The organism is Citrobacter sp. Cpo012 (assembly GCF_030333015.1).
GTDB lineage: Bacteria > Pseudomonadota > Gammaproteobacteria > Enterobacterales > Enterobacteriaceae > Citrobacter > Citrobacter portucalensis.
This window is the reverse complement of sequence record NZ_JAOWGR010000043.1, coordinates 199,098-211,989: the sequence shown is the minus strand read 5'-3', so window position 1 is coordinate 211,989 and position 12,892 is coordinate 199,098. Positions and strand designations below refer to the sequence as shown.

Annotated in this window: 13 protein-coding genes and 1 riboswitch; of the genes, 10 read left to right on the top strand and 3 right to left on the bottom strand. The window is 54.8% G+C overall.

Annotated elements, in window-relative coordinates; translation table 11 throughout:
• Nucleotides 1-52 precede the first annotated feature (52 nt).
• Nucleotides 53-1,342, bottom strand: coding sequence for an adenosylmethionine--8-amino-7-oxononanoate transaminase (bioA, locus tag OGX90_RS20830; RefSeq protein ID WP_174770540.1), 1,290 nt, complete (start codon nucleotides 1,340-1,342; stop codon nucleotides 53-55).
• 76 nt (nucleotides 1,343-1,418) lie between these two features.
• On the opposite strand from bioA, the gene bioB reads away from it, so the two are divergent.
• From bioB to bioD, 4 genes are read left to right on the top strand one after another with little or no spacing between them, the layout of a single operon-like run.
• A complete protein-coding gene (bioB, locus tag OGX90_RS20825; protein ID WP_008784180.1) occupies nucleotides 1,419-2,459 on the top strand; it encodes a biotin synthase BioB in 1,041 nt (346 codons plus the stop codon).
• Nucleotides 2,456-3,613, top strand: coding sequence for an 8-amino-7-oxononanoate synthase (bioF, locus tag OGX90_RS20820; protein ID WP_286624626.1), 1,158 nt, complete (start codon nucleotides 2,456-2,458; stop codon nucleotides 3,611-3,613). The genes bioB and bioF overlap by 4 nt, the downstream gene beginning before the upstream one ends.
• Nucleotides 3,597-4,352 carry a malonyl-ACP O-methyltransferase BioC gene (gene bioC / locus OGX90_RS20815; RefSeq protein WP_032942762.1) on the top strand — a complete coding sequence of 252 codons (756 nt, stop codon included), beginning with the start codon at nucleotides 3,597-3,599 and terminating at the stop codon, nucleotides 4,350-4,352. Before bioF ends, bioC begins: the two co-directional genes overlap by 17 nt.
• The gene (gene bioD / locus OGX90_RS20810) at nucleotides 4,345-5,043 is read left to right on the top strand and encodes a dethiobiotin synthase (RefSeq protein WP_234692243.1); all 699 of its coding nucleotides are present in this window, start codon (nucleotides 4,345-4,347) and stop codon (nucleotides 5,041-5,043) included. Before bioC ends, bioD begins: the two co-directional genes overlap by 8 nt.
• On the opposite strand, the gene OGX90_RS20805 is transcribed toward bioD, so the two are convergent.
• Nucleotides 5,009-5,731, bottom strand: coding sequence for an ABC transporter ATP-binding protein (locus tag OGX90_RS20805; RefSeq protein WP_008784184.1), 723 nt, complete (start codon nucleotides 5,729-5,731; stop codon nucleotides 5,009-5,011). The two genes, bioD and OGX90_RS20805, sit on opposite strands and share 35 nt — an antisense overlap.
• Before the next feature lie 768 nt (nucleotides 5,732-6,499).
• Here OGX90_RS20805 and uvrB point away from each other — a divergent pair.
• The gene (uvrB, locus tag OGX90_RS20800; RefSeq protein WP_008784186.1) at nucleotides 6,500-8,521 is read left to right on the top strand and encodes an excinuclease ABC subunit UvrB; all 2,022 of its coding nucleotides are present in this window, start codon (nucleotides 6,500-6,502) and stop codon (nucleotides 8,519-8,521) included.
• Between the two features lie 292 nt (nucleotides 8,522-8,813).
• On the opposite strand, the gene yvcK is transcribed toward uvrB, so the two are convergent.
• Nucleotides 8,814-9,722 (bottom strand): uridine diphosphate-N-acetylglucosamine-binding protein YvcK, encoded by a 909-nt coding sequence (yvcK, locus tag OGX90_RS20795; protein WP_003831525.1) that lies wholly within the window; start codon nucleotides 9,720-9,722, stop codon nucleotides 8,814-8,816.
• A gap of 329 nt (nucleotides 9,723-10,051) precedes the next feature.
• Nucleotides 10,052-10,197, top strand: a riboswitch (molybdenum cofactor riboswitch).
• Here yvcK and moaA point away from each other — a divergent pair.
• The 5 genes from moaA to moaE all read left to right on the top strand — a co-directional run bounded on the left by moaA (nucleotide 10,185) and on the right by moaE (nucleotide 12,886).
• Complete coding sequence (moaA, locus tag OGX90_RS20790) at nucleotides 10,185-11,174, top strand: GTP 3',8-cyclase MoaA (RefSeq protein ID WP_032934386.1); 990 nt, start codon at nucleotides 10,185-10,187, stop codon at nucleotides 11,172-11,174. (Overlaps the previous riboswitch by 13 nt.)
• A gap of 19 nt (nucleotides 11,175-11,193) precedes the next feature.
• Nucleotides 11,194-11,706: a molybdenum cofactor biosynthesis protein B gene (gene moaB, locus OGX90_RS20785; RefSeq protein WP_003035187.1), complete on the top strand. Its 513-nt coding sequence runs from the start codon at nucleotides 11,194-11,196 to the stop codon at nucleotides 11,704-11,706.
• 2 nt (nucleotides 11,707-11,708) lie between these two features.
• On the top strand, nucleotides 11,709-12,194 hold the full coding sequence (gene moaC, locus OGX90_RS20780) for a cyclic pyranopterin monophosphate synthase MoaC (protein WP_003035188.1): 486 nt from the start codon (nucleotides 11,709-11,711) through the stop codon (nucleotides 12,192-12,194).
• On the top strand, nucleotides 12,187-12,432 hold the full coding sequence (gene moaD / locus OGX90_RS20775) for a molybdopterin synthase sulfur carrier subunit (protein WP_003831530.1): 246 nt from the start codon (nucleotides 12,187-12,189) through the stop codon (nucleotides 12,430-12,432). Before moaC ends, moaD begins: the two co-directional genes overlap by 8 nt.
• A 1-nt stretch (nucleotide 12,433) precedes the next feature.
• Nucleotides 12,434-12,886: a molybdopterin synthase catalytic subunit MoaE gene (gene moaE, locus OGX90_RS20770; RefSeq protein WP_286624623.1), complete on the top strand. Its 453-nt coding sequence runs from the start codon at nucleotides 12,434-12,436 to the stop codon at nucleotides 12,884-12,886.
• Nucleotides 12,887-12,892: the final 6 nt, after the last annotated feature.

The following is a 12,892-nucleotide window of genomic DNA, read 5'->3' as shown; positions in this document are numbered from 1 at the left end:
CTCCTCTCGTTAGCCAAAAAGTGTAGCCAGAAACCGTAGAGCTTACCGCTGATTAATCGCTAAAAAATGTTGCATTGCGCACAGCCTCGTTCACGGCCTGCGTCAGGCGACGTAACTGATCGGGCTGGATAATGTACGGCGGCATCAGGTAGATGAGCTTGCCAAACGGTCTTATCCACACGCCCTGTTCGACAAAGAACTTCTGTAACGCTGCCATATTCACCGGATGCGTGGTTTCGATGACGCCGATGGCGCCGAGCACGCGTACGTCCGCGACCCAACTGCAGTCCGCCGCCGGGGCGAGTTCTGCCCGCAGCTGCGCTTCAATGGCCGCTACCTGCGCGCGCCACTCGCCGGTTTCGATTAACGACAGGCTGGCGGAGGCGACGGCGCAGGCCAACGGATTGCCCATAAAGGTCGGGCCGTGCATGAAGCATCCGGCTTCACCGTTGCTGATGGTTTCCGCAACCTGGCGGGTGGTGAGGGTTGCAGAAAGGGTCATTGTTCCGCCGGTTAACGCTTTGCCCAGGCATAAAATGTCCGGAGTGATGTCGGCATGCTCGCAGGCAAAAAGCTTGCCTGTACGACCAAATCCGGTGGCGATTTCATCGGCAATCAGCAGTATCCCTTCACGGTCGCACATCTTACGGATGCGTTTTAACCATTCGGGATGATACATGCGCATACCGCCAGCGCCCTGTACGATTGGCTCTAGGATCACCGCCGCAATTTCGTGGCGATGCGCGGCCATCAGACGGGCAAAAGGCACCATATCCAGTTCGTCCCACTCGCCGCCCATGCGGCTTTGTGGGGCTGGGGCAAACAGGTTCTCCGGCAGGTATCCCTTCCACAGACTGTGCATTGAGTTGTCAGGATCGCAGACCGACATCGCGCCGAAGGTATCACCATGGTAACCATTACGAAATGTCAGGAAACGCTGGCGGGATTCGCCTTTAGCCTGCCAGTATTGCAGTGCCATTTTCATTGCAACTTCTACGGCGACCGACCCTGAATCTGCGAGAAAAACGCACTCCAGCGCCTCTGGGGTCATCGCCACCAACTGGCGGCACAGCGCAATGGCCGGGGCATGGGTAATGCCGCCAAACATCACATGCGACATGGCATCAATTTGCGTTTTCATCGCGGCGTTCAGCTGCGGGTGATTGTAACCGTGGATTGCCGCCCACCAGGATGACATGCCGTCAATCAGCTTCTCACCGCTGGCTAAGGTCAGTTCGCAACCTTCGGCACGCGCCACCGGATAAACCGGCAACGGGGAGGTCATGGAGGTGTATGGGTGCCAGATATGGCGTTGGTCAAACGCAAGATCGTCCGTTGTCATAATCGACTTGTAAACCAAATTAAAAAGATTTAGGTTTACGAGTCTACACCAAACTAACAACGAAACGTATACCAATATGGCTCATTCTTCTCGCTGGACAATGTCGCAAGTCACCGAATTATTTGAAAAACCGCTGTTGGATCTGCTGTTTGAAGCGCAGCAGGTTCATCGCCAGCATTTCGACCCGCAGCAGGTACAAGTTAGTACGCTGCTGTCGATTAAGACCGGTGCTTGCCCGGAAGATTGCAAATACTGCCCGCAAAGCTCCCGCTATAAAACCGGTCTGGAAACAGAACGGTTAATGGAAGTTGAACAGGTACTGGACTCGGCACGTAAGGCGAAGCAGGCCGGTTCAACGCGGTTTTGCATGGGCGCGGCGTGGAAGAACCCGCATGAGCGCGATATGCCGTACCTGGAACAAATGGTTCAGGGCGTGAAAGAACTGGGGCTGGAAGCCTGTATGACGCTGGGCACGCTGGACGAATCTCAGGCCCAGCGCCTGGCCAATGCGGGTCTGGACTACTACAACCACAACCTCGACACCTCGCCGGAATTTTACGGCAATATCATCACCACCCGCTCGTACCAGGAGCGCCTGGATACGCTGGATAAAGTGCGCGAGGCGGGCATTAAAGTTTGCTCCGGCGGGATTGTTGGGCTGGGCGAAACGGTGACCGACCGCGCGGGTCTGCTGCTGCAATTAGCGAATCTGCCGACGCCGCCGGAAAGTGTGCCGATCAACATGCTGGTGAAAGTGAAGGGCACGCCGCTTGCCGATAACGACGACGTAGATGCTTTTGATTTTATTCGTACTATCGCCGTGGCGCGTATCATGATGCCGACCTCATACGTGCGTCTTTCTGCCGGGCGCGAGCAGATGAACGAACAAACCCAGGCGATGTGCTTTATGGCCGGGGCCAACTCGATTTTCTACGGCTGCAAACTGCTGACCACCCCGAACCCGAACGAAGATAAGGATTTGCTGTTATTTCGCAAGCTGGGTCTTAACCCGCAGCAAACGGCGGTACTGGCGGGCGATAACGAACAGCAACAACGTCTGGAGCAGGCGCTGCGTACCCCGGATACCGACGATTACTACAACGCGGCAACCGTATGACCTGGCAGCAAAAAATTGACGATGCGCTAACAGCGCGTCGTCGTGCTGATGCGTTGCGTCAGCGCTATGCGGTGATGCAGGGTGCCGGGCGCTGGCTGCAGGCCGACGGTCGCCAGTATCTGAATTTCTCCAGCAACGACTACCTCGGCTTAAGCCACCATCCGCAGATTATCTGCGCGTGGCAGCAGGGCGCTGAGCATTTTGGCGTCGGCAGTGGCGGCTCGGGCCATGTCAGCGGTTATTCCGTTGCTCATCAGGCGCTGGAAGAAGACCTGGCGCAGTGGCTCGGCTATTCCCGGGCGCTGTTGTTCATCTCTGGTTTTGCCGCCAATCAGGCGGTCATTGCCGCACTGATGGGAAAAGATGACAAGATTGTTGCCGACAGGCTCAGCCATGCCTCGCTGCTGGAGGCTGCCAGTCTTAGCCCTGCCGTGTTACGTCGCTTTACTCATAACGACTCGCAACATCTGGAGCGTCTGCTGACAGCCCCCTGTCCGGGGCAGCAGCTGGTGGTCACCGAAGGCGTGTTCAGCATGGATGGCGACAGCGCGCCGCTGGCAGAAATCCACGCGGTGGCGAAACGGCAGGGCGCGTGGCTGCTGGTGGATGATGCGCATGGGATTGGCGTAAGCGGTGAGGAAGGGCGTGGTTCGTGCTCCCGACAGCAGGTGAAACCTGAGCTGTTGGTGGTGACATTTGGCAAAGGGTTCGGCGTCAGCGGTGCGGCGATCCTGTGTTCTGATAGCGTGGCCGATTATCTGCTGCAGTTTGCCCGTCATCTGATCTACAGCACCAGCATGCCGCCAGCCCAGGCTCAGGCCTTGCGCGCCGCGCTGGCGGTGATCCGCAGCCGCGAAGGCGATGAGCGCAGAGAAAAGCTGGCGATGCTGATCCAGCGTTTTCGCGCAGGGGTGAATACTACGGATTTGACGCTGGCACATTCAGACAGCGCTATTCAACCGCTGATCGTTGGCGACAATCATAAAGCCTTGCAACTGGCACAGACGTTACGGCAACAGGGGTGCTGGGTGACGGCGATTCGTCCACCGACGGTGCCGGTTGGGACGGCCAGGCTGCGGATTACGCTGACCCAGGCGCATGAAGTCCAGGATATCGACAACTTACTGGAGGTGCTGCATGGCGCAGGTCAATAAGCAGGCGATTGCCGCTGCGTTTGGTCGCGCGGCCACGCACTATGAGCAACATGCGGAGCTTCAGCGTCAGAGCGCCGATGCGCTACTGGCACAACTCAATGGCCGGGCGTTCTCACGGGTTTTGGACGCGGGCTGTGGGCCTGGGCGTATGAGTCGTTACTGGCGGGAGCAGGGGAGCGAGGTCTGTGCGCTGGATCTGTCGGCGCAAATGCTTACGCAAGCGCAGCGTCACGATGTCGCCCATCACTATCTGCTGGCGGATATCGAAGCCATTCCGCAGGCCGCTGCCACTTTCGATCTGGCCTGGAGCAATCTGGCCGTGCAGTGGTGCAACGACCTGCGCGGCGCGTTACGCGAGCTATACCGGGTGGTGCGTCCTGGCGGGGCGGTGGCGTTTAGTACGCTGGCGCAAGGGTCGATGCCGGAACTTCGTCAGGCGTGGAGAGCGGTTGATGACCGGGAGCATGCCAACCGTTTTTTGCCCGTGGAGCAACTGGAAAACGCTCTGTGCGGCTGGGACGTTGAATACCAGTCTCATGCCGTCACGCTGTGGTTTGATGATGCACTGAGCGCCATGCGCTCGCTAAAGGGCATTGGCGCGACGCATTTGCATGATGGACGCGAGCAGCGTGTGCTGACCCGCTCGCAGTTGCGCCAGTTACAGCTCGCCTGGCCCTGTCAGCAGGGTAAATATCCGCTGACCTATCATCTTTTTTTGGGAGTGATTCAACGTGACTAACACATATTTTGTCACCGGGACGGACACCGAAGTAGGTAAAACTATCGCCAGCTGTGCGTTGCTTCAGGCTGCGGGACAGTTGGGGTTGCGAACAGTCGGCTATAAGCCGGTGGCGTCAGGCAGTGAAATGACGGCTGAAGGTCTACGAAACAGCGATGCGCTGGCTCTACAGCGCAACAGCGTTGTGGCAGTGGATTATGCGGCCATCAATCCGTATACCTTCGCCGAACCTACCTCACCGCATATCATCAGTGCTGACGAAGGACGCCCCATTCAGGCTTCAGTGATGTCTGCGGGTTTACGCTTGCTTGAAGAACAAGCTGACTGGGTATTGGTGGAAGGCGCAGGCGGATGGTTTACGCCACTTTCACCAACGCTGAGTTTTTCTGACTGGGTAAAAGCGGAACAACTGCCGGTGATTCTGGTGGTTGGTGTTAAGCTCGGTTGTATCAACCATGCCATTTTGACCGCCCAGGCGGTGCAGCAGGCCGGGCTGGCGCTCGCCGGATGGGTTGCCAATGATGTGATGCCACCTGGCAAGCGTCATGCTGAATATATGGCGACGCTAAAGCGTGCGCTTGCGGCTCCGCTACTGGGGGAAATACCCTGGCTGGCAGAAGAGCCGGAACGAGCATCGACAGGTCGTTATATCGATCTTAGCGCTTTGTCTCCGGCATCCACCAGTCGTTGATTAGCGGGTCGCTGAATTGTGTTATTTGTCCTTGAGCCACGTTGCGTCCACGATGTAACAAGCAATAGCAGTCGGCGACCCGACGAATGAACGGCAGGCTCTGCTCCGCGAGCATAATGGCGATGCCAAGCTCCTGGCTTAGCCTCACAATCAGATTCCCCAGTTTGTGGATATACGCCTGGCCACTTCCTCGCGTCGGCTCATCGAGAATCAGCAGGCGCGGGCGAGTGACCAGCGCACTGGCGAGTGCAAGCTGGTGCTGATTTTCCTCTGACAATGCCACCCCTTTGGCCTGACGCAGTACAAACAGCTGCGGAAACAGGCGGTAAATATCGCTGCTGTTCATCGCTTCGCTTTCCTCGACCGCCTGGCGCGCAATGTGCAGATTTTCCTCTACCGTCAGCTGCGAAAAAATTCGCCGTTCCTGTGATACACAGTTAATACCCAGCGCAATGCGCTTTGCCGCCGGAATCTGAAGCAGATCGCAAGGTGGTGCGCCAGCCTGATGCCAGAACATGGTTCCGCTCTCAATCGGTAAATTGCCGATGATGCAATTGGCCAGCGTGGTTTTTCCCATCCCTGGAAGACCCAGCACGGCGGTACATTTACCGGGCAACAGGTCGAGATCGACATCCCAAAGCGAGTGTTGATTACCGTAATAGTGATTCACTGCACGAAGACTCAACATAGATTTCTCCCTCATGATGATATCCGCCTTGCGGGCTGATGGTCGGGAGAAAACTGCAAATCTCTTGCCAGAAGCGGAATTAGGGGAAAATACAGCAGAATAGCGTATTGAGCGGGTTGCGGTATCCGGCTTGTTGTGGATGAGCGCCGCAGTGTGCACATTGTCAGTGCCTGGTGGCGTTGTGATGGTGCAGGCAGGAAAATGATGAAAATGCGAGCAAGATCTCGGCCATCCCAGGTCGCTTCGTTAGCTGATAAATATCAAAAAATAGCGATAATTTTTTTTTATCCCACCAGAAAAGATCATCAGGACGTTTTTGCCAGGCTACAGTCCGTACGGGCTGGAGGCAGTTATCCACTATTCCTGTGGATAACCTTGTGTATTAGAGTTAGAAAACACAAGGTAAGCGAGAGAAGACGCGGCCTGCGACTAAATTGATGCGAAAGACGGCTTGAGATAATAGTCATTAAATTACAGTGTGTTAGATAAATGCAATGGCTGTCGCAGAAGTGTCATGTGTTGCCACAAAACTTTCATCGGGTAGCTTGACAAATGTTAAAAAAGTCATTGGTTTGGGGATAACACATTTTTGCTGGTGTTTTATCTTGCCTGCGGACAAATTTTAGCCTGTAGTCACGGCCATTTTGCTGGCGTAACAGAAATATTCTGGCGCGTTACTGTTTTTTCATCCAGTATATTTTACTGGCAAAATATACTGCTGCGAGTAAAATTACACACCTGCCCGCCCATTGCTTCAGGTAGCTGCTCATGAGTAAACCGTTCAAACTAAATTCCGCTTTTAAACCCTCTGGCGATCAGCCTGAGGCGATACGTCGCCTGGAAGAAGGTCTGGAGGATGGTCTGGCGCATCAGACGTTGCTGGGGGTGACGGGGTCGGGGAAAACATTCACCATCGCGAACGTGATTGCGGACCTACAGCGCCCTACCATGGTGCTGGCCCCCAATAAGACGCTTGCCGCGCAGTTGTACGGTGAGATGAAAGAGTTCTTCCCGGATAACGCGGTGGAGTATTTCGTCTCCTACTACGACTATTATCAGCCGGAAGCCTACGTGCCAAGTTCTGACACCTTCATCGAGAAGGATGCTTCGGTTAACGAACACATTGAGCAGATGCGTCTGTCAGCAACCAAAGCGTTGCTTGAGCGACGGGATGTCGTCGTCGTGGCGTCGGTTTCCGCGATTTATGGTCTGGGTGACCCGGATCTATACCTAAAAATGATGCTGCACCTGACGGTGGGGATGATTATCGACCAGCGCGCGATCCTGCGTCGTCTGGCGGAGCTGCAATATACCCGTAACGATCAGGCATTCCAGCGCGGGACCTTCCGCGTGCGCGGTGAAGTGATCGACATATTCCCGGCGGAATCTGACGACATCGCGTTGCGCGTGGAACTGTTTGATGAAGAGGTCGAACGTTTGTCGCTGTTTGACCCGCTTACCGGGCAGGTCGAATCCACTATTTCGCGCTTTACCATCTATCCCAAAACGCACTACGTGACGCCGCGCGAACGTATTGTACAGGCGATGGAAGAAATTAAAGTTGAGTTGGCAGAGCGGCGAAAAGTCCTGTTGGCAAATAACAAACTGCTGGAAGAACAGCGCTTAAGTCAGCGTACCCAGTTCGATCTGGAAATGATGAACGAGCTGGGTTACTGCTCGGGGATTGAAAACTATTCCCGCTATCTGTCCGGGCGTGGTCCGGGCGAGCCGCCGCCGACGCTGTTTGATTACCTGCCTGCCGATGGCCTGCTGGTGGTGGATGAATCTCACGTGACTATCCCGCAAATTGGCGGCATGTATCGCGGTGACCGGGCGCGTAAAGAAACCCTGGTCGAATACGGATTCCGTCTGCCGTCTGCGCTGGATAACCGTCCGCTTAAATTTGAAGAGTTTGAAGCGCTGGCCCCGCAAACCATCTACGTTTCGGCGACGCCGGGCAACTATGAGCTGGAGAAATCCGGTGATGATGTGGTCGATCAGGTAGTAAGACCGACCGGCCTGCTGGATCCGGTCATTGAGGTGCGCCCGGTGGCGACGCAGGTTGACGATCTGCTATCTGAGATCCGCACCCGTGCGGCGATTAACGAACGTGTGCTGGTCACCACGCTCACCAAACGGATGGCGGAAGACCTCACAGAATACCTAGAAGAACACGGCGAACGGGTGCGTTATCTGCACTCTGACATCGATACCGTGGAACGTATGGAAATCATTCGTGACCTGCGTCTGGGCGAGTTTGACGTGCTGGTGGGTATCAACCTGTTACGTGAAGGTCTGGACATGCCTGAGGTCTCCCTGGTGGCGATTCTGGACGCAGACAAAGAAGGGTTCCTGCGTTCTGAACGGTCACTTATTCAGACCATCGGTCGTGCGGCGCGTAACATCAACGGTAAGGCGATTCTTTACGGTGATAAAATTACCGCCTCTATGGCTAAAGCGATTGGTGAAACCGAACGTCGTCGTGAGAAGCAGCAGCTCTATAACGAAGAACACGGTATTACGCCGCAGGGGCTGAACAAGAAAGTGGTCGATATTCTGGCGCTGGGGCAGAATATTGCGAAGACCAAAGCGAAAGGCAAAGGGAAGTCACGCGCAGGCGCGAAGTCTGAGGTTGTCGAACTGGATATGACGCCAAAAGCGCTGCAGCAGAAGATTCACGAGCTGGAAGGGCAGATGATGCAACACGCGCAGAATCTCGAGTTTGAAGAGGCCGCGACAATCCGTGACCAGTTGCATCAGTTGCGCGAGTTGTTTATTGCGGCATCGTAAGGCGGTGTCGGATGCGGGGTAAACCCTTATCCGACCTACGGGGTAGATAGCGTACGTAGGCCGGATGCCGGAGCAATTCGTTTTGTAGGCCTGATAAGCGCAGCGCATCAGGCATTGTTTGATGCCGGAGCAATTCGATTTGTAGGCCTGATATGCGTAGCGCATCAGGCATTGTTTGATGCCGGAGCAAATCGTTTTGTAGGCCTGATAAGCGAAGCGCATCAGGCATTGTTTGATGCCGGAGCAATTCGTTTTGTAGGCCTGATAAGCGAAGCGCATCAGGCAAATCCGTTCAGCCCAGCGCCTGCACCGCTTTCTCCAGCGCACTATGCAATAGCTGGCGGTCATGACGGTAGGGAATATCGCTGGCTTCCAGCACTTCCTGGATCACAACGCGGTCGGTAACGGCGGAAGCATCCACTTTCGGCCCCACAACCACCGCATCAATCACTTTCTTCCCTACGTACTGTTCAATAATGGCCAGCTTATCGCTAAGCGTCAGGCTGGCTGCTGGCAGGCTTAATTCGCGTCCAAGATTGCCTATGTAGACCATCGGAGCCGGTGTGCGACGTAATGCCTGTGACATTTCATCGAGTAAAAGAATCGGCATCAGGCTGGTGTAAAAACTGCCGGGGCCTATCAAAATTAAATCCGCTTCAGCGATAGCCTCAACGGCCTCCCGTGTAGTCGGGACTTTTGGCGAAAGCATCAGTTCCTGAGGTGGGACGGTGAGCTGATCGATATTCACTTCGCCATAAACTTCGTGTCCCTGGTCATCAATGGCCATCAGATCCACCGGCAGCTCCGACATCGGAATTAAATGTGCGTCAACTTTCAGCAGGCTACGAATTAAATTGATAGCTTCCAGAGGCCGCACGCTGAGGTGATCGAGCGCCTTTAACATCAGATTTCCGAGGTTATGCCCGGAAAGTTCGCCATTACCGCCAAAACGATACTCAAACATAGCGGATGCAACGCTGGGTTGGGTAATTAACTGGTTCAGACAGTTACGCATGTCTCCCCAGGCAATCCCTCCTTCAGAGCGACGAATACGACCTGTCGACCCGCCGTTATCGGTGGTGGTGACGATACCCGTCAGGCGGGAACCTAATGGGGAAAGAGAGGAGAGAACGCGTCCTAATCCATGCCCTCCGCCGAGAGCGACAACGCGGTCCAGATCTGCCAGCGTGCGAGTGCGCATATATTTTCCTGATATCAATTGATCGGCGCTACAGTAACGTAAATAGCGTGTTTTCAGCAATTATCCAGTCGGCATCTGCCGTAATTTTTTTCTGCGATCTACTCCTTTCTGACGACACTCACCTGATGGCAAGATGATGTATATCAATGCAAAACTGTGATTTTTGCTTATTCTGTAGCGAAATTGCACGATCATGTCGCTATATACATATTTATACAGCGAAAGTGTACATGGCAAAAGCGCCATTTACACGCTAGTATCGGCATAACCACAAAGTACTCTTAAAAATTTGAGTTGCCGTAAGCCAACGCATCTGCAACTCGAAGTATGATGAGTATAAACACTCTAGCCTCTGCACCTGGGTCAAATGATACGGTGCTTTGGCCGTGACAAGACTTGAAAAAGTTTGTCACCAGGGCGCAGGAAGAAATGACTACGTCTCCCGTATTTGGAAAGGTGTACATGGGCTCTCAACTTACCGATGCTTTTGCACGTAAGTTTTACTACTTACGTTTGTCGATTACCGATGTGTGTAACTTTCGTTGCACCTACTGCCTGCCGGATGGCTATAAGCCCGGCGGGGTCACCAATAACGGCTTTTTAACCGTTGATGAAATTCGCCGTGTCACGCGTGCGTTCGCCAGTCTGGGAACGGAAAAAGTGCGTCTGACGGGGGGCGAACCTTCACTGCGTCGCGACTTCACTGACATTATCGCCGCCGTGCGCGAAAACGACGCCATTCGCCAGATTGCGGTAACCACCAATGGTTATCGTCTGGCGCGCGATGCCGCCGCCTGGCGCGATGCCGGACTGACCGCGCTCAACGTCAGCGTCGACAGCCTCGACGCCCGTCAGTTTCACGCCATTACCGGACAGGACAAGTTTCAGCAGGTGATGGCAGGCATTGATGCCGCCTTTGATGCCGGTTTTGAAAAAGTGAAAGTCAACACCGTGCTGATGCGCGACGTAAACCATCATCAACTGGACACCTTCCTGGCGTGGATCCAACCTCGACCAATCCAACTGCGTTTTATTGAACTGATGGAAACGGGCGAGGGCAGCTCTCTCTTCCGTAAACACCATATTTCCGGACAGGTACTGCGCGATGAGCTGCTGCGTCGCGGCTGGATCCACCAGATCCGACAGCGTAGCGACGGCCCGGCTCAGGTTTTCTGTCATCCTGATTATGTTGGCGAAATTGGTCTGATCATGCCTTATGAGAAAGACTTCTGCGCCACCTGTAATCGTCTGCGCGTTTCCTCTGTCGGCAAGCTTCATCTGTGTTTATTTGGTGAAGGCGGCGTAAGCCTGCGTGATTTGCTGGAAGACGATGCTCAGCAACCGGCGCTGGAAGAACGTATTTCAGCCGCGCTGCTGGAGAAAAAGCAGACCCATTTCCTGCATCAGAACAATACCGGTATTACGCAAAACTTATCTTACATTGGCGGCTGATCGCTAAAAGGAGTTTTTCATGAGTCAGGTAAGCGCTGAATTTATCCCGACACGCATTGCTATTCTTACTGTTTCTAACCGTCGCGGCGAAGAAGATGACACCTCCGGCCATTATCTGCGTGACTCGGCGCAAGAAGCGGGTCATCAGATTGTCGATAAGGCGATTGTCAAAGAGAACCGCTACGCCATCCGCGCCCAGGTTTCTGCCTGGATTGCCAGTGACGATGTACAGGTGGTGCTCATTACCGGTGGCACTGGCTTAACCGAAGGGGACCAGGCGCCGGAAGCGCTGCAACCGCTGTTCGACAGAGAAGTCGAAGGGTTTGGCGAAGTATTCCGTATGCTGTCGTTTGAAGAGATTGGCACCGCGACGCTGCAATCCCGCGCGATTGCCGGGGTGGCCAATAAAACGCTGATTTTTGCCATGCCGGGTTCGACCAAAGCGTGTCGTACTGCCTGGGAAAATATCATTGCGCCGCAGCTTGATGCCCGTACGCGTCCGTGTAATTTCCACCCACATTTGAAGAAATAAGTATGTCGCAACTGACTCATATTAACGCCGCTGGCGAAGCGCATATGGTGGATGTCTCCGCCAAAGCGGAAACCGTACGCGAGGCGCGTGCAGAAGCATTTGTAACCATGCGTAGCGAAACGCTGGCGATGATCATCGACGGCAGTCACCATAAGGGTGATGTTTTCGCCACGGCGCGTATTGCCGGTATTCAGGCTGCCAAACGGACCTGGGATCTTATCCCACTGTGTCACCCACTGATGTTGAGCAAGGTCGAAGTCAATTTGCACGCCGAGCCGGAGCACAATCGCGTACGTATTGAAACGCTGTGTCGCCTGACCGGTAAAACCGGCGTTGAAATGGAAGCGTTAACGGCAGCCTCCGTGGCGGCGTTGACCATCTACGATATGTGCAAAGCGGTGCAAAAGGATATGGTGATTGGTCCGGTGCGTTTGCTGGCAAAAAGCGGCGGCAAATCGGGTGATTTTAAGGTGGATGCGCATGATTAAGGTTCTTTTCTTTGCTCAGGTACGGGAACTGGTGAACACCGATGCGTTAGAAGTTGCCGCCGAGTTTGCAACGGTAGAAGCGCTGCGCAAGCATCTGGCGGCGCAAAGCGATCGCTGGGCGCTGGCGCTGGAAGACGGCAAGCTGCTGGCGGCGGTGAATCAGACGCTGGTCAGTTTTGACCATCCTCTTAACGCGGGTGATGAAGTCGCTTTCTTCCCGCCGGTAACCGGAGGCTAAAATGGCTGAAACGCGAATTGTTGTTGGCCATGCGCCGTTCAGCGTCGGGGATGAGTATCCCTGGCTGACAGAGCGCGATGAAGACGGCGCGGTAGTCACTTTCACCGGTAAAGTGCGCAATCACAATCTCGGTGACAGCGTTAAGGCGTTAACGCTGGAACACTATCCGGGAATGACCGAAAAAGCGCTGGCGGAGATTGTCGACGAAGCGCGTTCGCGCTGGCTGCTGGGTCGGGTGACGGTGATCCATCGCATTGGCGAACTGTGGCCGGGTGACGAGATCGTTTTTGTTGGCGTGACCAGCGCGCATCGCAGCAGCGCGTTTGATGCCGGGCAGTTCATTATGGATTACCTGAAAACCCGCGCGCCGTTCTGGAAGCGCGAGGCCACGCCGGAAGGTGAGCGCTGGGTTGACGCCCGCGACAGTGATAAGCTAGCAGCAAAACGCTGGTAGAGTACA

Bases quoted from the DNA above. Each gene is read 5' to 3' on its own strand.
- bioC (WP_032942762.1), top strand. From the start codon at position 3,597: ATGGCGCAGGTCAATAAGCAGGCGATTGCCGCTGCGTTTGGTCGCGCG.
- moaB (WP_003035187.1), top strand. From the start codon at position 11,194: ATGAGTCAGGTAAGCGCTGAATTTATCCCGACACGCATTGCTATTCTT.
- moaD (WP_003831530.1), top strand. From the start codon at position 12,187: ATGATTAAGGTTCTTTTCTTTGCTCAGGTACGGGAACTGGTGAACACC.
- bioB (WP_008784180.1), top strand. From the start codon at position 1,419: ATGGCTCATTCTTCTCGCTGGACAATGTCGCAAGTCACCGAATTATTT.
- moaA (WP_032934386.1), top strand. From the start codon at position 10,185: ATGGGCTCTCAACTTACCGATGCTTTTGCACGTAAGTTTTACTACTTA.
- bioF (WP_286624626.1), top strand. From the start codon at position 2,456: ATGACCTGGCAGCAAAAAATTGACGATGCGCTAACAGCGCGTCGTCGT.
- bioA (WP_174770540.1), bottom strand. From the start codon at position 1,342: ATGACAACGGACGATCTTGCGTTTGACCAACGCCATATCTGGCACCCA.
- moaC (WP_003035188.1), top strand. From the start codon at position 11,709: ATGTCGCAACTGACTCATATTAACGCCGCTGGCGAAGCGCATATGGTG.
- moaE (WP_286624623.1), top strand. From the start codon at position 12,434: ATGGCTGAAACGCGAATTGTTGTTGGCCATGCGCCGTTCAGCGTCGGG.
- yvcK (WP_003831525.1), bottom strand. From the start codon at position 9,722: ATGCGCACTCGCACGCTGGCAGATCTGGACCGCGTTGTCGCTCTCGGC.
- uvrB (WP_008784186.1), top strand. From the start codon at position 6,500: ATGAGTAAACCGTTCAAACTAAATTCCGCTTTTAAACCCTCTGGCGAT.
- OGX90_RS20805 (WP_008784184.1), bottom strand. From the start codon at position 5,731: ATGTTGAGTCTTCGTGCAGTGAATCACTATTACGGTAATCAACACTCG.